This is a genomic window from Duganella aceris (genome assembly GCF_011090165.1).
GTDB classification, from domain to species: Bacteria; Pseudomonadota; Gammaproteobacteria; order Burkholderiales; family Burkholderiaceae_D; genus Rugamonas; species Rugamonas aceris.
The window spans coordinates 1-24054 of the sequence record NZ_JAADJT010000013.1 but is presented as its reverse complement, the minus strand read 5'-3'; the positions used below and the strand labels follow the sequence as shown (position 1 = coordinate 24054).

Here is a 24054-nt window from a genome sequence, read left to right as displayed (position 1 = left end):
GTCGCCTACTCCGCCGGCACCTCCCAGCCGCCGGCCAGGGCTTTGTAGACCGCCACCAGCGAGGTGGCGGCGCCGGCCTGGGCTTGCGCCAGGCGGTCGCGCGCGGACAGCAGCTCGCGTTCGGCGTCCAGCACCGTCAGGAAGTCGGTCGAGCCGACCGCGAAGCGCTCGCGCGCGATCACGGCGGCCTGCTCCGACGAGCGCGCCGATTCGAACAGCAGCTCGGTCTGCCGCTGGGTCCGGGTGTAGGTCGCCAGCGCGCCTTCGGTTTCCTCCAGCGCGCCCAGCACCGCGCGTTCGTAGTTGATCATCACGCCGTCGTTGCGGGCGTCGGCGGCGGCGATCTGGGCGCGGATGCGGCCGAAGTCGATCAGATTCCAGGTCAGCTGCGCGCCGAGGTTGTACACATACGACGCGCCCTTGCCCAGGTCGCTGAAGTGCAGCGCGTTCTGCCCCAGCGTGCCGCCCAAGGTCAGCTGCGGGAACAGCGCGCTGCGGGCGACGCCGACCTGCGCCGCCGCCGACGCCGCCTGCGCTTCGGCGCGCTGGATGTCGGGCCGGCGCCGCAGCAGATCGGCCGGCGAGCCGATGCCGGACAGCGCCACCGATTTCAGGCCCGGCAGCGGTTGCACCGGTCCCAGCTCCGCGTCCAGCGCGGTCGGCTGCAGCCCGCACAGCACCGCCAGCCGGTAGCGGGTGCGGATCAGCGCCGCCTCCAGCGCCGGGATGTTGGCCGCCGTTGAGCTCACCAACGCGCGGGCGCGTTCCGAGTCAAGCGCGGTGCCGCGGCCGAATTCGAGGCGCGCGTCCACCAGCTCCAGCGCCGAGTTCTGCGTCTGCAGCGAATCCACCGCGACCCGCAACTGCTCCTGCAAGCCGCGCAGGTCGAAATAGTTGCGCGCCACCTCGGCGCTGACGCTGACCTGCGCCGCCCGCACCCCGGCCGCGCCGGCCAGCACGTCGGCCTGCGCGGCGCGGCGGGCGTCGCCGAGGCGGCCGAACAGGTCGGCCTCCCAGGAGACGTCGAAGCCGACCGCGTAGTTGTTGTTGGTGCTCTGCACGCCGAGGTCGTTGGTGCCGCGCACCCGCGAGGCGCCGGCGTTGAGGCCGATGTTGGGCAGCATGTTGGCGTCGGCGTAGCGGTTCAGCGCGCGCACCTCGCGCAGGCTGGCGGCGGCGCTGCGCACGTCGGTGTTGGCCTTGAGCGCGCGCGCCACCAGCGAATCGAGCAGCGGATCGTGGAAGGCGGTCCAGAATTGGCCGACCGGCGCGTCGGCGGCCGACGCATCGGCCGGCGCGTTGCTGAAGCCGCCGCTGAGCTCCGGCTGGTACAGCTTGACCGGCGGCGCGCTGGAACAGCCGGCCAGCGCCAGCGTCACGGCGAGCGCCGGCAGGAGATACTTGCGGAGCTGGCTCATACGTCCCCCTTCTTGCGCGGCGGGTCGGCATCGTCGATGCCGGCGTGGAATGGATGGGCCGCCGCGTCGATCTCGTGGCGCAGTTCGAGCGCGTGGGCGCGGCGTTTCTCGGTGCTCTTGCGCAGCAGCGAGTAGAACACCGGCGTCAGGAAGATGCCGAACAAGGTCACTCCGACCATGCCGGAAAACACCGCGATCCCCATCGCGCGCCGCATCTCGCTGCCGGCGCCGCTGCCGAGGATCAGCGGGATCACCCCGGCGCAGAAGGCGATCGAGGTCATCAGGATCGGCCGCAACCGCAGGCGGCAGGCGGTGATCACCGCGTCCAGCATCGGCTTGCCCTGCTCTTCCAGGTCCTTGGCGAATTCGACGATCAGGATCGCGTTCTTGCACGCCAACCCGACCAGCACCACCAACGCCACCTGGGTGAACAGGTTCAGGTCGCCGCCCTGCGCGAACGGCGGGAAGTGCGACAGCCACACCCCGAACAGCGCCGACAGGATACACATCGGCACGATCAGGATGATGGCCAGCGGCAGGCTCCAGCTTTCATACTGCGCGGTCAGCACCAGCACCACCAGCACCACCGACAGGAACAGCACCGCGCCCAGGGTCGGGATCTTGATGTTCAGGCCGGGCAGCGTGATGTCGCGCGTCAAGCGGTCCTGGTAGGTCAGGTCGGTCCACTCGTAAGACATGCCGCGCGGCAGCTGCTTGACCATGCGTTCGATCTCGGCCTCGGCCTGGCCGCTGGAGAAGCCGGGCTTGGCCGCGCCGTTGATGTCGGCCGACGGGAAGCCGTTGTAGCGCGTGACGCGGGTCGGGCCGAAGGTCGGATTCACCTGCAACACCGAGCCCAGCGGCACCATCTGCCCGGCCGAGTTGCGCGTCTCCAGGTTGGTGATGCTGTCGGCCTGGGCGCGGAACGGCGCGTCGGCCTGCACCACCACCTGGTAGGTCTTGCCGAAGCGGGTGAAGTCGTTGACGTACAGCGAGCCGAGGTTGATCTGCAGCGTGTCGTAGATTTCCTGCAGCGGCAGGCCCATCTGCTTGGCCTTGGTGCGGTCGACGTCGGCGAACAGCTGCGGCACGTTGATGTCGTAGTTGGAATACGGCGTGCCGATGCCCGACTTCGGATTGCCGTAGATCGGCCCGAGGATGCTGCCCCAGACCGCGCCGTACAGCGCCTGCTCGCCCTGCCCGCCGCGGTCCTGCACCTGCAGCTTGAAGCCGCCGGCGTTGCCCAGGCCGTCCACGGCGGGCGGCGGCACGACGAACATGCGCGCGCCCTGGATCGCCTGGATCGCGCCGTTGACCTTGCCGAGGATGGCGTCCTTGGACAAGTCGCCCGAGGTGCGCTTCTCGAACGGCGCCAGGCCGAAGAACACGATGCCTTCGTTCGGCGCCGACGAGAAGCCGGCGATCGACAGCCCGGGGAAGGCGATCGAGTCGACGATGCCCGGCACCTTGAGCGCGATGTCGCTCATGTTGCGGATCACCTTCTCGGTGCGGTCCAGCGAGGAGCCGGCCGGCAGCTGGGCGATGCCGATCAGGTATTGCTTGTCCGGCGCCGGCACGAAGCCGCTCGGGATGCTCTTGAACAGCAGCCCGGTCAGCAACAGCAGCACGCCGTACACCACCAGCGCCAGCGTCTTGCGGTGCAGCAGGCCGGTGACGCCGCGTCCGTAGGCCTCGCTGCGGCGCTGGAACCAGCAGTTAAACCAGTGGAAGAACTTGCCGAACAGCTTGTCCATCACCAGCATGACCTTGTCCTTGGGCGCGTCGTGCGGGCGCAGCAGCAGCGCCGCCAGCGCCGGCGACAGGGTCAGCGAGTTGAACGCCGAGATCACGGTCGAGATCGCGATGGTGGCGGCGAACTGCTTGTAGAACTGGCCCGACAGCCCCGGCACGAAGGTCAGCGGGATGAACACCGCGCACAGCACCAGCGCGATGGCGATGATCGGGCCGCTGACCTCGCGCATCGCGCGCACCGTGGCGTCGTGCGGCGTCAGGCCGTCGGCGATGTTGCGCTCGACGTTCTCCACCACCACGATGGCGTCGTCGACCACGATACCGATCGCCAACACCAGCCCGAACAGGGTCAGCGTGTTGATCGAGTAGCCCAGCAACAGCAGCATGGCGAAGGTGCCGACGATCGACACCGGCACCGCCAGCAGCGGGATCACCGAGGCGCGCCAGGTTTGCAGGAAGATGATCACCACCAGCACCACCAGCAGCACCGCCTCGATCAGCGTGTGCACCACCTTCTCGATCGAGGTCTGCACAAAGCGGGTCGGATCGTAGACGATGTCGTAGTCGACCCCTTTCGGGAAGTTCTTCTTGGCGTTCTCCATCGTGGCGCGCACGTCGTTCGACAGCTTCAGCGCGTTCGAGCCGGGCGACTGGAAGATACCGATCGCCGCCGCCTCCTTGTTGTTGAGCAGGCTGCGCAGCGAGTACGAGTTGGCGCTGATCTCGACCCGGCCGATGTCCTTGACCCGCACCAGCGCGCCGGTCTTCGGATCGCTGCGGATGATGATGTTGGCGAAGTCCTCCTCCTTGATCAGCCGGCCCTGGGCGTTGACCTGCAGCTGGAAGTCGGTGTCGGTGGGCGACGGCGGCGAGCCGACCACGCCGGCCGCGACCTGCGCGTTCTGCTCGCGGATCGCGGTCACCACGTCGCCGGCGGTCATGTTGCGCGAGGCCAGCTGGCGCGGGTTGATCCAGATCCGCATCGCGTAGTCGCCGGAGCCGAACAGCAGCACCGAGCCCATGCCGGGAATGCGCAGCAGGTCGTCGCGCACGTTCAGGCTGGCGTAGTTGCGCAGATACAGCGCGTCGTGGCTGTTGTCGGGCGAGACCATGTGCACCACCATGGTCAGGTTGGGCGACTGCTTCTCGGTGGTGACGCCGATCTGGCGCACGATGTCGGGCAGGCGCGGCAGCGCGCGGTTGATGCGGTTCTGCACCGCCGTCTCGGCCTGCTCCGGCACGGTGCCGATCTTGAAGGTCACGGTCAGCGTCATGCTGCCGTCGGCGGTGGCCTGGCTTTCGAAGTACAACATGCCTTCCAGGCCGTTGATCTGCTCCTCCAGCGGCGCGGCCACGGTTTCCGAGATCACCCGTGGATTGGCGCCGGGGAACTGGGCGCGCACCACCACCTGCGGCGGCGCCACTTCGGGATATTCGGAGATCGGCAGCTGGAATATCGCCAGCAGGCCGACCATGAAAATGAAGATCGACAGCACCGTCGCGAAGCGCGGGCGGTCGATGAAAAAGCGCGAGATGTCCATGCGATGCTCCTCAGCCCTTGGCCGCGGTGGCCGGCGGCGGCGCCGGCGGCAATGGCTTGCCGTGCTCGTCGGTCTTGAGCACCTGCGGCGTCACCGGCGCGCCCGGGAAGGCGCGCAGCAGGCCGTCGACGATCACCAGTTCGCCGGGGTTGATGCCGCTCACCACGCGCATGCCGTCGATCAGCGCGCCGGGCTTGATCTCGCGCTGCTCGACGATGTTGTTCTTGCCGACCACCAGCACCACCTTGCGCGTCTGGTCGGTGGTGATGGCGCGGTCGGCCACCAGCGTGGCGCTGTAGTTGCCGCTGCCGACCAGCTGCAGGCGGGCGAACAGGCCCGGCGTGTACAGGCCGTCCTTGTTGTCGAACACGGCGCGGCCGCGCATCGAGGCGGTGGCCGGGTTGAGGCGGTTGTCGACGAAGTCCATCTTGCCTTCGTGCGGGAAGCCTTCCTCGTTGGCCAGGCCGATCCGCACCGCGCTCGGCGTGTCGCGCGACGAGGGACGGGTGCCGTCGCGCGCGGCGCGCATGTATTTCAGGTAGATGGCTTCGCTGGCGTCGAAGTAGGCGTAGATCTTGTCGGCCGACACCACGGTGGTCAGGATCGGATCGCCGACGTTGACCAGGTTGCCGGCCGTGACGTTGGCGCGCGAGGTGCGGCCGCTGACCGGGGCGGTGATGCGGGTGAACTCCAGGTTCAGCCTGGCCTGCACCAGCGCCGCCTCGAAGGCCTTGACGCTGGACTGCGAGGTGGCCAGCGCGGCGCGCAACTGGTCCAGCTCCTGCTGGCTGACGCCGCGCACCGCGACCAGTTTTTCGCCGCGCGCCAGCTCGATCTTGTTCAGTTCGCCGGTGGTGCGGGCCGACGCCAGCTGCGCCTCGGCGCGCGCGGCCTCGGCGGCGAAGGGGCGCGGGTCGATGGTGAACAGCGGATCGCCCTTCTTGACCAGCTGGCCTTCGCGGAAGTGCACCTGCATCAGCGTGCCGGCCACGCGCGAGCGGATGTCGACGGTGTCGGGCGCTTCCAGGCGGGCGGTGAATTCGTCGAACTCCTGCACGTCGCGCTTGACGGCGGGCGCCACCGAGACGGCGGGCGGGCCGCCGCCGCCATGTTCGGCGGCCTCGTCCTTCTTGCCGCAGCCGGCCAGGACGGCCATCGCCCCCAGCACCAAGGTCAGTTTCAGCGAGCGTGAAGCCGCAAGCGCCGCCAGGATATCCATAGTGAACCCCTCAAGAACGGTATGACGAAAGTCGGAAACAGTGAGCACTGCAAAGACGGTCTAAACGCTACGGGCAACTCAGAAACAGACGGCGCATTGTGTAATAACAATTAAGCCACTTTCATTCTGACAAAGAAAATGTGCCTTGTCATTAACAATAAAGAGGTAGGCGGTTTGGTGGCGGGTTGTAACTTTTTTATTAACTTTGCACACGCAAAAGTGTCGTTTTGAGCACCTTGACGTTTCCATGATGGCATTTTTGGGTCTATAATCGCCCGTTTGGTGAAGGTTTTACACGGCAGCTGCTTGATCAATATTTGCACGCCACCCGGCTGAAATTTGTCTGTTAAGGAAATCATGAGCGACGCACACAACGAACACGAATCCGCCATTAGAACGCCTAAGCAACTCGTTGCAGCAGTCATCGGCTTCTTTGCCGTGACTGTCCTCGGTATCATCCTGCTGGTCCAGTACGTCACTGCGGACAAGCTGACCGGACGCGGCTCCAACAGCCAGGCGCCGGAAGAAATCGCGGCCCGCATCGCTCCCGTCGCCGACACCGGCTTCACCCTGAAAGACGCCAACGCGCCGAAAGTGCTGCAGTCCGGCGAGGCCATCTACACCTCCACCTGCGCCGCCTGCCATGGCGCGGGCGTGGCCGGTGCGCCGAAGTTCGGCGACGCCGGCGCCTGGTCGGCGCGTATCGCGCAGGGCTACGACACCATCATCAAGCACGCCATCGAGGGTATCCGCGCGATGCCGGCCAAGGGCGGCAATCCGGATCTGGACGATGTCGAAGTGGCGCGCGCCGTGGTGCACATGGCAAACCATGCCGGCGCCAAGTTCAAGGAACCGGAAGTGCCTGCCGCGCCGGCGCCCGCCGCCGCCGCGCCTGCGGAAGCCGCACCGGCCAAGTAAGCGCCCGGGCCGGGCTCGGCGCGATAGGGAAAACCGGTCTGCGTGGCCGGTTTTTTTACGCCTGCGCTATTTGCGGCCGGTGCCGATCTGGTATTTCTTCAGCTTGTCGTACAGGGTTTTGCGCGGGACCATCAGGTTGTCGGCCGCCAGCGCGACGTTGCCGTCGACGGCGGCCAGCGCCTGGACGATCAGCTCGCGCTCGTGCTGGTCGACCTGTTGCGGCAGCGGCCGCGCCCCGGCGCCGGCCACCTGCGGCGCGGCGCCGGCTGCGATGCCGGCGCCGGCGATGCCCAGCACCAGCCGGTCGGCGAAGTTGCGCAGTTCACGCACGTTGCCGGGCCAGTCCGCCGCCTGCCACGCCGCCATCTGCTGCGCGCTCCACTCCGGCAACGGCCGGCGGTAGCGCGCCGCCGCGTCGGCGCTGAAGTGGGCCAGCAGCAACGGGATATCGTCGCGCCGGTCGACCAGGCGCGGCAGCGCGATGCTGACCACGCCGATGCGGTAATACAAATCCTCGCGGAACCGCCCCTGCGCGCTCAACTCCAGCAAATCCGCCTTGGTGGCCGCGACGATGGTGCACTCCAGCGCCACCGACTCGTTCGCGCCCAGCCGTTCCAGCCGCCGCTCCTGCAACACCCGCAGCAACTTGACCTGCAACGCCATCGGCATGCTTTCGATCTCATCGAGGAACACGGTGCCGCCCTGCGCGAACTCCAGCTTGCCGATGCGGCGCTTCTGCGCGCCGGTGAACGCCCCCGCCTCGTGGCCGAAGATTTCACTCTCAAACACCGACTCCGGCAAGGCGCCGCAATTGATGGCGACAAAGTTCCCCTTGCGTCCGCTGGCCGCATGCAGGAGCCGCGCCACCACCTCCTTGCCGGTCCCGGTCTGGCCGTTGATCAGCACATCGACGCCGGCCGGCGCGATATTGCGGATCGTGAGCTTGAGCTGCTCGATGGCGGCCGAGCTGCCGACCAGGTCCGGCATGTCCGGATGCTGCGCGCGGGCGGCGCGCAGCTGGCGGTTTTCCAGCACCAGCCGGCGCCGCTCCTGCGCGCGCCGCACCGATTCCAGCAAGCGCCCGCTGGCGAACGGCTTCTCGATGAAGTCGTAGGCGCCGGCGCGCATCGCGCTCACCGCCATGTCGACATCGCCATGGCCGGTGACTACGATGACCGGCAACTCGCTGTCGAGCGCCGCCACGTGCGCCAGCAGCTCCAGCCCGGAGCGCCCCGGCAGCCGCACGTCGGTCACCACCACCCCGGGATAATCGGCGCGCAGCAGCGCCAGCGCGGCCTCGGCGTCGGCGCAGGCCTGCACGCTGAAGCCGCCCAGTTCCAGCGTCTGGCTGGCGGCCAGGCGCAGCGCGGCTTCGTCTTCGATCAGTATCGCCTGCACGTCATGCTCCTTGTTGTAGTGGCAGCCGCAGTTCGAAGCGCGCGCCGCCGCCGGCCTGATTGTGCGCCGTCAGCTGGCCGTTCATGGCCTGCACGATCGACGATGAAATCGCCAGCCCCAGGCCCAGTCCCTTGCCGGACGGCTTGGTGGTGAAAAACGGTTCGAACAGATGCGCGGCCACCTGCTCCGGTATGCCGGCGCCGCTGTCGCTGATGCCGACCAGCGCATGATCGCCGTCGCGCGCCAGGCGGATCGCGACTTCGCGCCGCTCGCCGGACTCGACCGCATCCAAGGCGTTGCGCAGCAGGTTGATCAGCACCTGCTCGATGCGCACGCTGTCGCCGGTGACCTTCAGGCCGTCGGCCGCGTCGATCTCCAGCCGCACATCGTGGCGGCGGAACTCGCTCTCCAGCAGGAACGCCGAGGCGCGCACCGACGCCGCCAGGTCCACCGCCGCCATCGTCTCATCCTTGCGCGCGAAACCCTTGAGCTGGCCGATGATGGCTCCCATGCGCGCGCTGGCCTCGCTGATGTGGCCGAGGTTGCCGGCCACCTGCTCGCCCTGCCCGCGCTCCAGGAAGATGCGGGCGTTGTCGGCAAAGGCGCGGATCGCGGCCAGCGGCTGGTTCAGCTCGTGCGTGATGCCGGTCGCCATCTGCCCCAGCATCGCCAGCTTGCCGGCCTGGACCAGCTCGTTTTGCGTCGAGCGCAACAGGTGCTCGGTCTCCTGCAGCTTGGCGTACTTGTTTTCCAGATGCTGGTTGGTGGTTCGTAGTTGCCGGGTGCGCTCGACGATTTTGTCGTCCAGCTCGGCGGCGGCCTGTTGCAGCGCGGCGCGCGAGGCGCTGCGTTCCTCCAGCCGCCGCCGCCGCTGGTGCACCGCCCAGCCCGACAGCGCGACGCAGGCCAGCAGCAGCGTCGCCGCCGACGCCCATTGCAGGCCGGCGCGCAGCACCCGGGTCTGACGCGGGAACAGCATCAGCTGCCAGCCCAGCTGGCCCACCGGCTGGGTCGCGTACAGGTCCGGCTGCCCCGACAGCGGCGTGATCCTTTGGCCCATGTATTGCTGGGTATGCGCCAGCTGCCGTTCGGTGTCGGCGTCCAGCGGGCCCAGGCTGCGGTAGATCCAGCCGGGACGATTGCTGAGGAAGATCACGCCGCTGCGGTCGGCCAGCACGATGGCGTCGTCGCTGCTGCTCCAGGTGCGTTCGAACTCGGCCAGGCTGATTTTGACCACCACCACCCCGGTGACCGGACCGCCGGCGCTGCCGTTGCGGTACACCGGCTGGGCGATGAAGTAACCGGCCTCGCTGGTGCTGGTACCGATGCCATAGAAGCGCCCCGCCCTGCCGTGCAGCGCGGCGTCGAAGTACGGGCGGTAGGAAAAGTTTTTGCCGACGAAGCCCAGCGGCTGGTCCCAGTTGCTGGCGCCGAGGGTCAGGCCGTCGCGGTCCATCACGTAGATCGCGCCGACCTTGGCCTGTTGCTGGATCGTTTGCAGCGTGCTGTTGAGGCGGGTGATCGCGGCGCGGTCGGACGGCCGCGCCAGCGCTTCGATCAGGTCCGGCTGGAAGCCCAGCACGAACGGCAGCGTTTCATATTTCTGCAACAGCGATTGCAGGTCGGGCGCCATCAGCTGAAGCTGGCGCAGGCCCTGCTGCTGCAATTCCGCCCGTGCGCGCCAGCTGCCGGCCAGCCACGACCCGGCGATCATCGCCAGCGCGCAAAGCAGTGCTAACAGCAGGAGCAGGGATTTTTTGGCGCGCATAGCCGGATTCTACTGCACCCCGCCTAGTCGACCGCCGCCAGCCGCATTTCGTCGTGGTGGTGGCGCTGCTGCTCCTCCATCACCAGCTGGCCCAGTTCGCGCTTGAGCGCGTTGAACTCGGCGGCCGCCGGATCGCGCAGGCGCGGCAGTTCGACCAGGATGTCGCGCTTGACGGTGCCGGGGCGGTAGGTCATCACCACGATGCGATCGGCCAGGTAGATCGCTTCCTCGATGCTGTGGGTGACGAAGATGATGGTCTTCTTCAGCTCGGCCCAGATGCGCAGCAGTTCGTCCTGCAGGTTGCGCCGGGTCAGCGCGTCGAGTGCGCCGAACGGTTCGTCCATCAGCATGATCGGCGAATCCAGGGCCAGCACGCGCGCGATGGCGACGCGCTGGCGCATGCCGCCGGACAGGTCTTTCGGGAAGCGGTTCTTGAAGTCGCTCAGCGACAGCATGGCCAGCAGCTGGTCGACCTTGGAGTCGATCTCGGCTTGCGCCATGCCCTTGATCTCCAGGCCGAAGGCGATGTTCTTTTCCACCGTCATCCACGGGAACAGCGCGTATTCCTGGAACACCATGCCGCGTTCCGGGCCGGGGCCGGTGACCAGCTTGCCGTCGGCGGTGATGGCGCCGGACGACGGCAGCGCGAAGCCGGCGATCGCGTTCAGCAGCGTCGACTTGCCGCAGCCGGAGGGGCCGAGCAGGCAGACGAACTGGCCTTGCGGGATGTCGAGGTTGATGTCCTGCAGCGCGACCACGTCGCGTTCGGCGGTCTTGAAGACCTTGTTGACGCCTTGGACTTGGATATGGCTTGCGTTCATCTTAGTTCTCCAGGCCGCGGTGCCAGCGCAGCAAATGATTGTTCAGTTTGTTCATGCCGACGTCGATGATCAGGCCCAGCAGGCCGATGCTGATCATGCCGGCGATGATCTTGTCGGACCAGAAGTATTCGCGCGCTTCGAGGATGCGGAAGCCGAGGCCGTTGCTGACCGCGATCATCTCGGAGACGATGACGACGATGAAGGCGGTGCCGATGCCGATCCGCACGCCGGAAAGGATGTAGGGCACGGCGGCCGGCAGCATCACGCGGACGAACATGGTGCGCTGGCTGACGCCGAGGTTGCGCGCGGCGCGGATGTAGATGCCGTCAACCTGGCGCACGCCGGCGATGGTGTTGACCAGCACCGGGAAGAACGCGCCCAGCGCGATCAGGAACAGCGCCGGCGCATTGCCGAGTCCAAACCACAGGATCGCCAGCGGAATGTAGGCGATCGGCGGGATCGGGCGCAGCACCTGCATCAGCGGATTGAACCACGCATACATGCGCTTGCTGGCGCCCATCATCAGGCCCAGCGGCAGCGCCAGCCCGGCGCCGATGGCGAAGCCGACCACCACGCGGTACATGCTGCTGACGGTGTCGCCCAGCAGTTCCCCGGAGATGGCCCAGCTCAGCCAGGAGCTGGTAGCCGGATCGTAGGCGGTCAGCGGGGTCAGGTACTCGAACCACTTCTGCACCACCGCCACCGGCGACGGCAACACTTGCGGGTTGACCCAGCCGAGCATGGCGCTGGCCTGCCACAAGGCGACGATGACGATGGGCACGATGGTGCCGGTGGCGGCTTCCCGCCAGTTGATTTTGCTCATGATCCGTCTCCGCTTATTGAATGTTCAGGCTTTTCTTGGCCGCGTCCAGCAGGTCGGTCTTGACCCAGTCCTTGGCCACCGGCGGGGTGCGCATCTTGCCGACGCCGGTCTTGAGCATGACGTCGGTGGTGACCTGGATGTGTTCGGTGCTGATGTCGTAGGTGTATGGCGAGTTGCTGATTGCGTCTTCGAAATCGTCCTTGGTGATCTGGTTCTTGAAGATCACTTCACGCACGTATTTCTCGGCCACCGGCTGGTTGTCGATGAACAGTTTGGTCGCCTGCACGAAGCAGGTCATGAACTTGGCGGCGGTGGCGCGGCGTTCCTTGTAGAACTTCTCGCTCATCACCATGGTGCGCACCGGCGCGCCGATCGGGGTGTCGTACGGCTTCATCACTTCGACGCCGAAGCCCTTGTTGATCGCCTGCGACGATTGCGGCTCGCTCTGCATGATGGCGTCGATGTTCTTGCCCAGCAGCGCCTGGTTCAGGTCGGCGAAGGCCAGGAACACCAGCTGCACGTCCTTGCCCGGCTGGTCGGACCAGCTCAGGCCGGCCTGCGCCAGTTCGGCCGCCAGCAGCACCTCGTGGATGCCGCCGCGCGTGACGCCGACTTTCTTGCCCTTCAAATCCTTGACCGACTTGATGTTGCCGTCAGGGCGGGCGACCAGGCGGGCGCCGCCCTTGGCGAAGCCGGCCACGACGTAGATCGGAGCGCCGTTGGCGCGGCCGGAGATGGCGGCTTCAGACGCGGTGGCGCCGACGTCGAGCTCGCCGGCCAGGATGGCCTGCATCACGTCCGGGCCCTTGGCGAAGACGTGTTCTTCAACCTTGATGCCGCATTTCGGCGCGATTTCCTTGATGTACGAGACGGCGCCGTAGTGGGCGAATTTGAGGTTGCCGAGTCGGACCACTTCCTGCGCTTGCGCGCCGGTGGCGGCGATCAGGGTGGCGGCGGTCAGGGTTAACAGACGGAATTTGGGCATTGCGTGTCTCCATTATGGTTGTAGTTGGTGGAGACATTGCAGCTTCCGTGCCAAGCCTGCGGCGCGGATCAAGTTCTTGATTTTAAAGGAGGTGCGGAATTTCGGCGCCGGAATTCGGGCGGAAATCCGCATGCGGCCAGCGCCGCTTATGCGGAAATCCGCTCAGCTGCCGCCGTTTAGCTGCACAGACCGAAAGCTTTGCGCTCTGGGAAGTAGCGGTAGGTGAAGGTGCGCATCGGGTATTCGGTGACGGCGATCTTGAACGGTGGCGGCCGCAGGTCGAAACGCTCTGGCAGCTTGGTCTTGACGCGCAGCCGCACGCGCCAGATGGTTTCCTCGCCGGTGGCGCCGGCGATCAGCATGTCGGGCACTTTGGGAATCGCTTCGACGATTTCCGGACGCGAGGTGGTGGTGCGCTGGTAGAAAGTGACCAGCTCGGCCTTGGCCAGCACCGCGCCTTTGGGGGCGGTGACGTTGTAGTCGCGGGTGGTGAACGCGGCGCGCTCGCCGCGCGGCAGCACGTAGACGAAGGTGAATTCGGCGCCGCCGTCCGGCAGCGTGACCGGCGGCGTGGTGGCGATGCTGATCCCGCGCGGCAGCTCGAAGCGGGAGCCTTCCTGCCAGGTCTTGCAGTCCGGCGTGGCCGCCATGTACAGGTTGGCGGGCGTGTACGACGAGTCGCCGCAGGCGCTCACGAGCAACGGCAGGACGATCAACGCGGTATGGCGCAGGCGCATGGGATTCAACTTCTTGATATTCGAAGCCAATAGTTTACCCTGAAATGTAAAAAAGGCCGCATCGCTGCGGCCTTTCGGTCTGATTACCTTGTTACCACATGATCACGCGGTCTTTTGGCGCCAGGTACATCTTGTCGCCCGGCTTGACGCCGAAGGCGTCGTAGAAGCCCGGCTGGTTGCGCATCGTGCCGTTGGCGCGGAACTGGCCCGGCGAATGCGGGTCGGTCTTGATCTGCTGGATCTGCGCCGCTTCACGCATCTTCATGCGCCACACCTGCGCGAAGCCCATGTAGAAGCGCTGGTCGCCCGTCAGCCCGTCGATCACCGGCGCCTTCTTGCCGTTCAGCGACAGCTTATATGCCTTGTACGCGATCGCGACGCCGCTGTTGTCGGCGATGTTCTCGCCCAGCGTCAGCTCGCCGTTGACGTGGTAGCCCGGCAGCGGACTGAACTGGTTGTACTGCTCCACCAGCATCTTGGTCTTGGCCGCGAAGTTCTTGTGGTCCGACGCGGTCCACCAGTCGCGCAGGTTGCCGTCGCCGTCGTACTGCGCGCCCTGGTCGTCGAAGCCGTGGCTGATCTCGTGACCGATCACGCCGCCGATGGCGCCGTAGTTGACCGCGTCATCCGCGTCGGCGTTGAAGAACGGTGCCTGCAGGATCGAGGCCGGGAACACGATCTCGTTCATCTCCGGGTTGTAGTAGGCATTGACGGTTTGCGGCGTCATGCCCCACTCGTCGCGGTCGATCGGCTTGCCCAGCTTGTTCAATTCCTTGTTGTAGTCGAACTGGCGCGAACGCATCACGTTGCCGACCAGGTCATCCTTGCTGACGTCCAGCTTGGAATAGTCGCGCCACTTGTTCGGATAGCCGATCTTGGTGGTGAACTTGGCCAGCTTGGCTTGCGCCTGCTTTTTGGTGACCGGGCTCATCCAGTCGAGCTTGTCGATGCTGGTCTTGTACGAAGCCAGCAGGTTTTTCACCAGCGCCTCCATGCGCGCCTTGCGCTCGGCCGGGAAGTGCGCGTCGACGTACAGCTTGCCGACCGCTTCGCCCAGCGCGCCTTCGGTGACGGAGACGCCGCGCTTCCAGCGTGGACGCTGCTCGGTCACGCCGCTCAGCACGGTACCGTAGAAGGCGAAGTTCTCATCGACGAAAGCCTTGCTCAGGTAAGGCGCGTTGGCGCGCAGCAGCTGCCAGTTGAAGTAAGCCTTCAGCGTTTCCAGCGGCGTGCTGTCCAGCAGCGCGGTCATGCCCTTCAGGTAGCTCGGCTGGCTGACGATCACGTAGCTGACCTTGCCCGCGACGCCGGCGTCGGCCAGGTAGGCGTTCCAGTCGTAGCCCGGCGCCACCTCGCCCAGCTTGGCGATGTCGACCTTGTTGTAGGCCTTGACCGGATCGCGCAGCTCGACCTTGGTCCATTGCAGCTTGGCCAGTTCTTTTTCGAACTCGACGATGGCGTGCGCGGTGACGGCGCCGTGCGCGTCGCCGGCCAGCGTCAGCATCTTGCCGACGTGCAGTTCATACTTGGCCAGCGCGTCGGCCATCTTGGCGTCGTCGGCCTTCAGGTAGTAGTCGCGGTCCGGCAGGCCCAGGCCATCCTGGTACAGGTCGGCCACATACTTGGTCGAATCCTTGTTGTCCTGGTGGACGCCGTAGTTGTACGGCGCGCTGACGCCGATCTGGTTCAGGTGCGAGATCAGCGCCGGCAGCTGCTTCTTGTCGCCGACGGCCGCGATCTTCGCCATTTCCGCCTTCAGCGGGGTCAGGCCCAGCTGTTCCAGCCTGGCTTCGTCCATGAAACTGGCGTACAGGTCGCCGATGCGCTGGGCTTCCGCGCCGCCGGCCTTGTTCGAGGCGGCGCCTTCGATGATGGCGCGCAGCTGCGGCTGGATGTCGTCGCGCAGCTTGGCGAACGCGCCCCAGCTGGCTTTGTCGGCCGGGATCTCGGTGGTGGCCAGCCATTTTCCGTTCATGTGGGTGAACAGATCGTCCTGCGCGCGCACGGCGGGATCGATGTATTCGACGGCGACACCGGACGCCAGTTTGCCGCTGGCTACTTTCGCGCTGGCCGGGGCAACACTTTTGGTGTTGTCGGCTGCGCCCGCCAAGCCTGCGATCAGGCTCAGGGTCAATGCACTTAACAGATGACGTTTCACGAGATTTCCCTCTTCGTTAAAAAACATAAAATGCCCACTCAAGGTGGTGGGCTTTACCACATGATAACGCGGTCTTTTGGCGCCAGATACATCTTGTCGCCCGGCTTGACGCCGAAGGCGCTGTAGAAGCCGGGCTGGTTGCGCACCGTGCCGTTGGCGCGGAACTGGTCGGGCGAATGCGGATCGGATTTGAGATAAACGATTTGCTGCGCGTCGCGGATCTTGCTGCGCCACACCTGGCCGAAGCCCATGTAGAAGCGCTGTTCGCCGCTCAGCCCGTCGATCACCGGCGCCGGCTTGCCGCCCAGCGAAATCAGATAGGCCTTGTAGGCGATCGCGGCGCCGCTGTTGTCGGCGATGTTCTCGCCCAGCGTCAGCTCGCCGTTGACGTGGTAGCCCTTGACCGGGCTGTAGCCGTTGTACTGCTTGACCAGCATCCTGGTCTTGGCGGCGAAGTTCTTGTGGTCGGCCTTGGTCCACCAGTCGCGCAGGTTGCCGTCGCCGTCGTATTGCGCGCCCTGGTCGTCGAAGCCGTGGCTGATCTCGTGGCCGATGACGGCGCCGATGCCGCCGTAGTTGACCGCGTCGTCGGCGTCGGCGTCGAAGAACGGCGGCTGCAGGATCACCGCCGGGAACACGATCTCGTTGAGCTCGGGGTTGTAGTAGGCGTTGACGGTTTGCGGCGTCATGCCCCACTCGTCGCGGTCGATCGGCTTGCCCAGCTTGCTGACTTCCTTGTTGTATTCGAACTCGCGCGAGCGGTGGATATTGCCGACCAGATCATCCTTGGCCACCACCAGCCGCGAGTAGTCGCGCCACTTGTTCGGATAGCCGATCTTGACGGTGAACTTGGCCAGCTTGGCTTGCGCCTGCACCTTGGTTTCCGGACTCATCCAGTCCAGCGTCTCGATGCTCTGCTTGAACGCGGCCAGCAGATTCGCCACCAGCGCCTCCATGCGCGCCTTGCGCTCGGCCGGAAAGTGCTGCGCGACGTACAGCTTGCCCAGGCTCTCGCCCAGCGCGCCGTCGGTGGCGTTGACCGCGCGCTTCCAGCGCGGCTGCTGTTCCTTGATATCGCTGAGCACGGTGCCGTAGAAGGCGAAGTTCTCCAGCGCGAAGTCCTTGGCCAGGTAGGCGGCGTTGGCGTGGATCACCTGCCATTGGAAGTAAGCCTTCCAGGTGCTCAACGGCGTCCTGGCCAGCAGCTTGTCGGCGCCGCTGATGAAGCTCGGCTGGCTGACGATCACGTAGTCGACCTTGCCGGCGATGCCGGTCTCCTTCAGCCAGTCGGTCCAGCCGTAGCCGGGCGCCAGCTTGGGCAGCTGGTCCAGCGCCACCTTGTTGTAGGCCTTGACCGGATCGCGCAACTGCACCTTGGTCCACTGGATTTTCGCGATCTCGGTTTCCAGCGCGACGATGGCCTTGGCGTCGGCCGCCGCGTTGGCGTTGCCGGCCAGCGCCAGCATCTTGCCGACGTGCTGCTGGTACCTGGCCAGGGTGTCGGCCATCTTCTTGTCCGACTTCTTCAGGTAGTAGTCGCGGTCGGGCAGGCTCAGGCCGTCCTGCACCAGGTCGGCCACGTATTTGGTCGAATCCTTGTTGTCCTGATGGATGACGAAGCCGAACGGCGTCGTCACGCCGACGCGCTGGTAGTGCGCCATCAACGCCGGGATGTCCTTCTTGTCGCCCAGCGCGGCGATGCGCTCCAGCTCGGCTTTCAGCGGCGTCAGGCGCAGCGTTTCCAGCCTGGCCTCGTCCATGTAGCTGGCGAAGAAATCGCCGATGCGCTGCGCGTCCGAGCCGGCGGTCTTGTTGCCGTCGGCGGCGGCCGCCTCGATGATGGCGCGCAGCTGCGGCTTGGTGTCGTCGTCGAGTTTCTCGAACGAGCCCCAGCTGGATTTGTCCGACGGGATCTCGGTCCTGGCCAGCCACTTGCCGTTCAGATTGACGAAGAAATCATCCTGCGGCCGCACCGAGGCGTCGACGTTGGCCACGTCCACGCCCGACTTTTGCTGCGCCTGCGCCAATGACGCCAGCAGCGCCAGCATAAGGGCGCTCAACAGATGTGCTTTTTTCAAGTCTATCTCTCCGATTGGTATAGCCAAGATTCAGAACAATAGCAAAAAGGCCACAGCGAGTGGCCTTTTTATGCAAATTAAACGCTTACCAGATGATCACGCGCTGTTCCGGCGCAACATACATCTTGTCGCCCGGCTTGACGCCGAAGGCATCGTAGAAGCCCGGCTGGTTGACCAGCGTGCCGTTGGTGCGGAACTGGCCCGGCGAATGCGGGTCGGTCTTGATCAACAGGATCTGCTGCTCGTCGCGGGTCTTGCTGCGCCACACCTGGCCCCAGCCCATGAAGAAGCGCTGCTCGCCGCTCAGGCCGTCGATCACCGGCGCCGGCTTGCCGCCCAGCGACAGCTTGTAGGCCTTGAACGCGATCGCGGCGCCGGAGTTGTCGGCGATGTTCTCGCCCAGGGTCAGCTCGCCGTTGACGTTGTAGCCCTGGAGCGGGCTGTAGCCGCTGTATTGCTTGACCAGCGCGTCGGTCTTGGCCTTGAAGTTGATGCGGTCCTGCTTGGTCCACCAGTCGCGCAGGTTGCCGTCGCCGTCGGACTGGCTGCCGCCGTCGTCGAAGCCGTGGCTGATTTCATGGCCGATCACCGCCCCGATGGCGCCGTAGTTGACCGCGTCGTCGGCGGTGGCGTCGAAGAACGGCGGTTGCAGGATCGCGGCCGGGAACACGATCTCGTTCATCGTCGAGTTGTAGTAGGCGTTGATGGTCTGCGGCGTCATGCCCCACTCTTCGCGGTCGATCGGCTTGCCCAGTTTGTTGACCATGCGCTGGTAGGCGAAATTCTCGGCGCGCAGCACGTTGCCGACCAAATCGTTTTTAAGGATCGCCAGCGCGCTGTAGTCGCGCCACTTGTTCGGGTAGCCGATCTTCGGCGTGAACTTGGCCAGCTTGGCTTGCGCTTCCTTCTTGGTTTCCGGGCTCATCCAGTCAAGCTGGTCGATGCTGTCCTTGTAGGCGACCAGCAGGTTTTTGACCAGCTCGTCCATGCGCGCCTTGCGCTCCGGCGGGAAATACTGTGCCACGTACAGCTTGCCCAGCACTTCGCCCAGCGCGCGCTCCTCCAGCGCCACCGCCCGCTTCCAGCGCGGCGGCTTGACCGCGACCCCGGTCAGCACGGTGCTGTAGAAATCGAAATGGGCGTCGGCGAAGGCCTTCGACAGGTACGGCGAGGCGCTGCGCAGCACCTGCCATTCGAAGTAGGCTTTCCAGGTCGCCAGGTCGGTCTTGTCCAGCACCGCGTTGAAGCCGCTCAGGTAGCTCGGCTGGCTGACGATGACATAGTCGGTCTTGGCGCCGACGCCGGCCACGGCCAGCGCGTGGCCCCAGTCGTAACCGGGCGCCAGCTCGGCCAGCTTGTTGATCGGGGTCTTGTTGTAGCGCTTGACCGGATCGCGGTTCTGCACCTTGGTCCATTGCGCCTCGGCCAGCGCGGTTTCCAGCGCGACGATGGCCTTGGCGTTGGCGCCAGGGTTCTTGTCGCCGGCCAGGCCGAGGATCTTCGCGACCAGCACTTCATACTTGGCCAGCGCGGCGGCCATCTTGGCATCGTCTTTTTTCAGGTAGTAGTCGCGGTCCGGCAGGCCCAGGCCGCTCTGGCCGATGTAGACCGCGTACTTGCTCGACTCGCGCGCGTCCGGCCGCACCGACAGGCTGTACGGCGTGGCGACGCCGATCTTGTCCAGGTGCGCCATCAGCATCGGGAAGGCTTTCTTGTCCTTGATCGCGCGGATGCTGCTGAGCTCGCCGGTCAGCGGCTTGAAGCCCAGCGCCTCCAGTTTTTGCTCGTCCATGAAACTGGCGTACAGGTCGCCGATCTTCTGCGCGTCGCTGCCGGGCTTGCGCGCCTTGTCGGCGTCGGCCGCCTCGATGATGCCGCGCAGTTCGGGCAGCACGTCGTCGCGCAATTTGGCGAAGGTGCCCCAGCTGGATTTATCGGCCGGGATCTCGGTGCCCTTCAGCCAGCCGCCGTTCAGGTGGACGAAGAAATCGTCCTGCGGACGCACGCCGGCGTCGATGTATTGGACGTCGATGCCGGAACCCGGCGCGGTGTCGGCGGCGCCGGCGTAGGCGGTGATCAGGCTCAGGGCCAGGGTGGTCAGCAGCGTTCGTTTCAAGACGGGTCCTCGTGGGTCGGGTGGCGTGCAGCGTCGATTGTAGCCCCAGCCCCGCCCGCGGCAGGGGCCCGGGGCCGATTTTTACTTTACGATACACGAACCGCCAGTCATTCCCGCGCAGGCGGGAATCCATAGAACGTATGATCGGACGCTCAGCATGGGTTCCCGCCTGCGCGGGAACGACGACCTTAACCGCCCGGCAGGTTGATGCTGGCGCCGCCCGCGCCGACGCCGACGCCCATGCCGCCGCCGCCCATGCCACCGCCCTTGCGGCCGCCGCCGCGATGCTCGCCGCCCTCTTCCTTGCGTTCCGGACGCGGCGCGCCGCCGCCGTTGTCCTGCACCCGCAGCAATTGCTCGCCGACCAGCTGCACCACGGTGCGGCGCTGGGTTTCATCCAGCGCATCGTTGACCGTCAGCCACCATTCGCGCATCAGTTTTTCCTCGTTGGCCTCCAGCCCGCTTTCCTCGTCGACCGCCTTGGCCAGGTCGCGCAGCTCGACGTTGGCGCCCTGGGTGCCGGCCTGGGTCGCCGCCTGCAGGCGCTCGCGGCGGGCCTTGCGCTCGCGCAGCAGGTTGCGCGTCTTGCTTTCGACCTGCTGCCACAGCGTTTGCTGATTGGTGTTGAGGTTCAGCGATTTTTTCAGCTCGGCCGCCATCGGCATGAAGTCCTCGGCGCGCATCTCCATCACGGGCAGCGCGAACGCGGGCGCCAGCAAGGCGGACAAGGCCAGCGCCGCGCCGGCGCGGCGCAGGACGGACGAAGAAGGAAATGATAAAAATCGCATGGTTGCTCCGGTGGATAAAAAAAAGCCTGCGCTTGGGGCGCAGGCGAAAAACCACTTCAGGGTAGAGAGAAATACGAGTTCAGTTTAGGATGCGGAATCGGCCCTGATCCGACTTCTTACAATTACTTACTGCGGTGAACATTGCGCATACACTTCATACAAAACAGCAAACTTGGCCTTTCGCCAAGCGGGGTATGGTGCGCTTTGGAAGTCAACGGCGACCGTTGTAAAACCTCGTAAAGGTATAAATCATTTCGTGACGGCTACTACGTTTGCCGGAAATCAGGTTTATACTCAACTCATGCAAGCTGCGGGGCCGCAGCGGCTAAGTGCAATATCGCTTCGACAGGTGGAAACATGGGCAAGAAACTAAAGAACTCCGGATTGATCGGGCTCGGCGTTGTGGCCGGCATCGCGGTCTCGCTGCAATTCTCCGCCATGGCGCAAAAGCCGGTGGAGCCGCCGCTGCCGCTGGAAGAGCTGCGCCAGCTGGCCGATGTGTTCGGACTGATCAAGTCCGACTATGTCGAGCCGGTCGAGGACAAGAAGCTGCTGACGGAAGCCATTTCCGGCATGGTGGCCTCGCTCGATCCGCACTCCGCCTATCTGGACAAGAAAGCCTACGCCGAACTGCGCGAAGGATCGCAAGGCAAGTTCGTCGGTCTCGGCATCGAGATCGGCCAGAGCGAGGACGGCTACATCAAGATCGTGGCGCCGATCGAGGATTCCCCGGCCTGGCGCGCCGGCATCAAGTCGGGCGACCTGATCAGCCGGCTCGACAACTCGCCGGTCAAGGGCATGAGTCTGGACGAATCGGTCAAGAAGATGCGCGGCGAGCCGCACAGCAAGGTCAGTTTGACGGTGCTGCGCAAGGGCGAGGCCGAGCCGCTGGTGTTCAACATCACCCGCGAGGAAATCCACCAGAAGAGCGTCAAGGGCAAGCTGGTCGAGCCGGGCTACGCCTGGCTGCGCATCTCGCAGTTCCAGGAGCCGACCGTCGACGACATGGCGGCCAAAATCGTTGAGTTGTACAAACAGGACCCGAACATCAAGGGCCTGGTGCTGGACCTGCGCAACGACCCGGGCGGCGTGCTGCAGGGCGCGATCGGCGTCGCCGCCGCCTTCCTGCCGAAGGACGCGGCCATCGTCTCGACCAACGGCCAGCTGCCGGACCAGAAGCAGATCTTCTACGGCCGTCCCGAATACTACGCGCTGCGCAGCGACAGCGACGCGCTGGCGCGGCTGCCGGCCGCCGTCAAGCAGGTGAAGATGGTGGTGCTGGTGAATACCGGTTCGGCCTCGGCGTCGGAGATCGTCGCCGGCGCGCTGCAGGATTACAAGCGCGCCGACATCATCGGCACCCAGACCTTCGGCAAAGGCTCGGTACAGACCATCCGCCAGTTGACGGCCGACACGGCGGTCAAGCTGACCACGGCGCGCTATTACACGCCGAACGGCCGCTCGATCCAGGCCAAGGGCATCACGCCGGACGTGCCGGTCGATGAAAACGCCGACGGCGACGGCCTGAACGCGCTGCGCACCCGCGAGGCCGACCTGGCCAAGCACCTGTCCAACGACCGCGACCAGGAGGCCAGCAAGAACAAGCGCGACGAGCTGGAGGAACAGCTGCGCATCGTGGCGATGGAGAAGAACCGCAAGCCGCTGGAATACGGCAGCGGCGAAGACTTCCAGCTGTCGCAGGCGCTGAACCATCTGAAGGGCTTGCCGGTGCAGCTGGCCAAGCCGGAGACCACGGTGGTGCAGGTGGACACCGCGTTGAAAAAAGACTTGGCCAAGAAATAAGCGGATTTGTTGTAGCGTATCGGCGGCGCCCCAGGGGCGCCGCTTTTATTTTCGCCTAACGCACACGCATTGTGTAGAATTTGCCTCATTATGGCGCAAGCCATTGCCTAACGCGAAAGTTTAACTATGAAACAAGCCGTCATCAGCGGTACCGGCCTCTACACGCCAGCGCAATCGATTTCCAACGAAGAATTGGTCGAGTGCTTCAACGCCTACGCCGAACAGTTCAACGCCGACAACGCCGCCGCCATCGCGGAAGGCACGGTCACGGCGCTGGAGCTGTCGAGCGTGGCCTTCATCGAAAAAGCGTCCGGCATCAAGTCGCGCTACGTGATGGAAAAAAGCGGCATCCTCGATCCGGCGCGCATGGTGTCGCGCATTCCCGAGCGCGCCGACGAAGAACTGTCGCTGCAGGCGGAGATTTGCGTCGCCGCCGCGCAGCAGGCGATGGACCGCGCCGGCCGCACCGCCGCCGACATCGACATGGTGCTGGTGGCCTGCTCCAACATGCAGCGCGGCTATCCGGCGATGGCGGTCGAGGTGCAGGGCGCGCTGGGCATCGACGGCTACGGCTTCGACATGAACGTGGCCTGCTCCTCGGCCACCTTCGGCATCCAGCAGGCGGTGGCGGCGGTGCAAAGCGGCCAGGCGCGCGCGGTGCTGGTGCTCAATCCGGAAATCACCAGCGGCCACCTGAACTGGCGCGACCGCGACAGCCACTTCATCTTCGGCGACGCCTGCACCGCGATCATCGTCGAAGCGGCCGACAGCGCCAAGGGCGCGCACCGCTGGGAAATCGTCGAGACCAAGCTGAAGACCAGCTTCTCCAACAACATCCGCAACAACTTCGGCTTCCTGAACCGCTTCGATGAAAACGGCGTCGGCCAGCCGGACAAGCTGTTCCGCCAGCAGGGCCGCAAGGTGTTCAAGGACGTGTGCCCGATGGCCGCCGAGATGATCAAGACCACCATCGCCGGCGCCGGGCTGGAAGTGCCGCAGGTGAGCCGCTACTGGCTGCACCAGGCCAACCTGAACATGAATCTGCTGATCAGCCGCATGGTGCTGGGCCGCGACGCCGAGCCGGGCGAAGCGCCGGTGATCCTGGACGAATATGCCAACACCTCGTCGGCCGGCTCGGTGATCGCCTTCCACAAGTATTCGGACGACATGGCCCCGGGCCAGCTGGGCGTGATCTGCTCCTTCGGCGCCGGCTACTCGATCGGCTGCGTGGTGGTGCGCCGCATCTGAGGAGGCATCGATGATCACCGTCACCTTATCCGACGAGCTGGAAGCGGAGGTCATCGAAGCAGCAAGCCGCAAAGGCTTGTCGCTTGACGATTACCTGGCGGAGATTTGCAAGGAAGCGTTGTCGCTGGAACTCGACCGACGACGACTACAAAGCTACCGCGATGGCATGCCGGGCGTATCGCAGGAGCGTGCCGATGCCTGGCTATCCGACCTGGCCGCAGGGAATCGGAGCGAATGCCCGCGCTGATTTGGCATCCGGAAGCGTTGGCGGATGTCGACAGGCTCCATTACTTCCTGGCGCAAAGCGATCCGGCTGCCGCGCGTCGCGGCGCCGCAGCCATCATTAAGGCGGCTAAAAAATGGTTCATCGCGGATTAGCGGGATGAACCTGTTGTAAACGCAAGAGAGCAGTAAGGAAGAGTTATTGTGTTTGTGCGACCAAACCCAAAACCCAACCCACTGCTCTCATGGCCAATCATAATC

18 protein-coding genes are annotated in these 24054 nt (G+C 65.3%); 5 read left to right on the top strand and 13 right to left on the bottom strand.

Annotated features, from left to right (window positions below; genetic code table 11):
- Positions 1 to 5 precede the first annotated feature (5 nt).
- The 3 genes from GW587_RS24840 to GW587_RS24830 are packed head-to-tail and all read right to left on the bottom strand — an operon-like array spanning position 6 to position 5930.
- The gene (locus GW587_RS24840) at positions 6 to 1418 is read right to left on the bottom strand and encodes an efflux transporter outer membrane subunit (RefSeq protein ID WP_166107591.1); all 1413 of its coding nucleotides are present in this window, start codon (positions 1416 to 1418) and stop codon (positions 6 to 8) included.
- The gene (locus GW587_RS24835) at positions 1415 to 4711 is read right to left on the bottom strand and encodes an efflux RND transporter permease subunit (RefSeq protein ID WP_166107590.1); all 3297 of its coding nucleotides are present in this window, start codon (positions 4709 to 4711) and stop codon (positions 1415 to 1417) included. Before GW587_RS24835 ends, GW587_RS24840 begins: the two co-directional genes overlap by 4 nt.
- Positions 4712 to 4721: 10 nt before the next feature.
- The gene (locus GW587_RS24830) at positions 4722 to 5930 is read right to left on the bottom strand and encodes an efflux RND transporter periplasmic adaptor subunit (protein ID WP_166107589.1); all 1209 of its coding nucleotides are present in this window, start codon (positions 5928 to 5930) and stop codon (positions 4722 to 4724) included.
- A gap of 357 nt (positions 5931 to 6287) precedes the next feature.
- Here GW587_RS24830 and GW587_RS24825 point away from each other — a divergent pair, with 357 nt between their 5' ends.
- A complete protein-coding gene (locus GW587_RS24825; protein ID WP_166107588.1) occupies positions 6288 to 6848 on the top strand; it encodes a c-type cytochrome in 561 nt (186 codons plus the stop codon).
- Between the two features lie 66 nt (positions 6849 to 6914).
- On the opposite strand, the gene GW587_RS24820 is transcribed toward GW587_RS24825, so the two are convergent.
- The 10 genes from GW587_RS24820 to GW587_RS24775 all read right to left on the bottom strand — a co-directional run bounded on the left by GW587_RS24820 (position 6915) and on the right by GW587_RS24775 (position 20520).
- Complete coding sequence (locus GW587_RS24820) at positions 6915 to 8246, bottom strand: sigma-54-dependent transcriptional regulator (protein WP_166107587.1); 1332 nt, start codon at positions 8244 to 8246, stop codon at positions 6915 to 6917.
- A 1-nt stretch (position 8247) separates the two neighbouring features.
- Entirely contained in the window at positions 8248 to 10014 is a 1767-nt protein-coding gene (locus tag GW587_RS24815) for a sensor histidine kinase (RefSeq protein WP_166107586.1), read from the bottom strand.
- A gap of 23 nt (positions 10015 to 10037) precedes the next feature.
- On the bottom strand, positions 10038 to 10835 hold the full coding sequence (locus GW587_RS24810; RefSeq protein ID WP_166107585.1) for an ABC transporter ATP-binding protein: 798 nt from the start codon (positions 10833 to 10835) through the stop codon (positions 10038 to 10040).
- Between the two features lies 1 nt (position 10836).
- On the bottom strand, positions 10837 to 11658 hold the full coding sequence (locus tag GW587_RS24805; RefSeq protein ID WP_166107584.1) for an ABC transporter permease: 822 nt from the start codon (positions 11656 to 11658) through the stop codon (positions 10837 to 10839).
- 13 nt (positions 11659 to 11671) lie between these two features.
- On the bottom strand, positions 11672 to 12643 hold the full coding sequence (locus GW587_RS24800) for an ABC transporter substrate-binding protein (protein ID WP_166107583.1): 972 nt from the start codon (positions 12641 to 12643) through the stop codon (positions 11672 to 11674).
- 176 nt (positions 12644 to 12819) lie between these two features.
- Positions 12820 to 13380: a hypothetical protein gene (locus tag GW587_RS24795; protein WP_166107582.1), complete on the bottom strand. Its 561-nt coding sequence runs from the start codon at positions 13378 to 13380 to the stop codon at positions 12820 to 12822.
- A 91-nt stretch (positions 13381 to 13471) separates the two neighbouring features.
- Positions 13472 to 15565 (bottom strand): M13 family metallopeptidase, encoded by a 2094-nt coding sequence (locus GW587_RS24790; RefSeq protein ID WP_207393634.1) that lies wholly within the window; start codon positions 15563 to 15565, stop codon positions 13472 to 13474.
- 26 nt (positions 15566 to 15591) lie between these two features.
- The gene (locus GW587_RS24785; protein WP_166107755.1) at positions 15592 to 17586 is read right to left on the bottom strand and encodes a M13 family metallopeptidase; all 1995 of its coding nucleotides are present in this window, start codon (positions 17584 to 17586) and stop codon (positions 15592 to 15594) included.
- A 115-nt stretch (positions 17587 to 17701) separates the two neighbouring features.
- Complete coding sequence (locus tag GW587_RS24780) at positions 17702 to 19732, bottom strand: M13 family metallopeptidase (RefSeq protein ID WP_229259647.1); 2031 nt, start codon at positions 19730 to 19732, stop codon at positions 17702 to 17704.
- Between the two features lie 188 nt (positions 19733 to 19920).
- The gene (locus GW587_RS24775) at positions 19921 to 20520 is read right to left on the bottom strand and encodes a hypothetical protein (protein WP_166107580.1); all 600 of its coding nucleotides are present in this window, start codon (positions 20518 to 20520) and stop codon (positions 19921 to 19923) included.
- Between the two features lie 357 nt (positions 20521 to 20877).
- Here GW587_RS24775 and GW587_RS24770 point away from each other — a divergent pair, with 357 nt between their 5' ends.
- From GW587_RS24770 to GW587_RS24755, 4 genes are all read left to right on the top strand, one after another.
- Positions 20878 to 22323 carry a S41 family peptidase gene (locus GW587_RS24770; protein WP_166107579.1) on the top strand — a complete coding sequence of 482 codons (1446 nt, stop codon included), beginning with the start codon at positions 20878 to 20880 and terminating at the stop codon, positions 22321 to 22323.
- A gap of 126 nt (positions 22324 to 22449) precedes the next feature.
- On the top strand, positions 22450 to 23571 hold the full coding sequence (locus tag GW587_RS24765) for a beta-ketoacyl-ACP synthase III (protein WP_166107578.1): 1122 nt from the start codon (positions 22450 to 22452) through the stop codon (positions 23569 to 23571).
- A 10-nt stretch (positions 23572 to 23581) separates the two neighbouring features.
- Entirely contained in the window at positions 23582 to 23818 is a 237-nt protein-coding gene (locus GW587_RS24760; protein WP_166107577.1) for a hypothetical protein, read from the top strand.
- Positions 23806 to 23949: a hypothetical protein gene (locus GW587_RS24755; RefSeq protein ID WP_166107576.1), complete on the top strand. Its 144-nt coding sequence runs from the start codon at positions 23806 to 23808 to the stop codon at positions 23947 to 23949. Before GW587_RS24760 ends, GW587_RS24755 begins: the two co-directional genes overlap by 13 nt.
- Positions 23950 to 24054 lie beyond the last annotated feature (105 nt).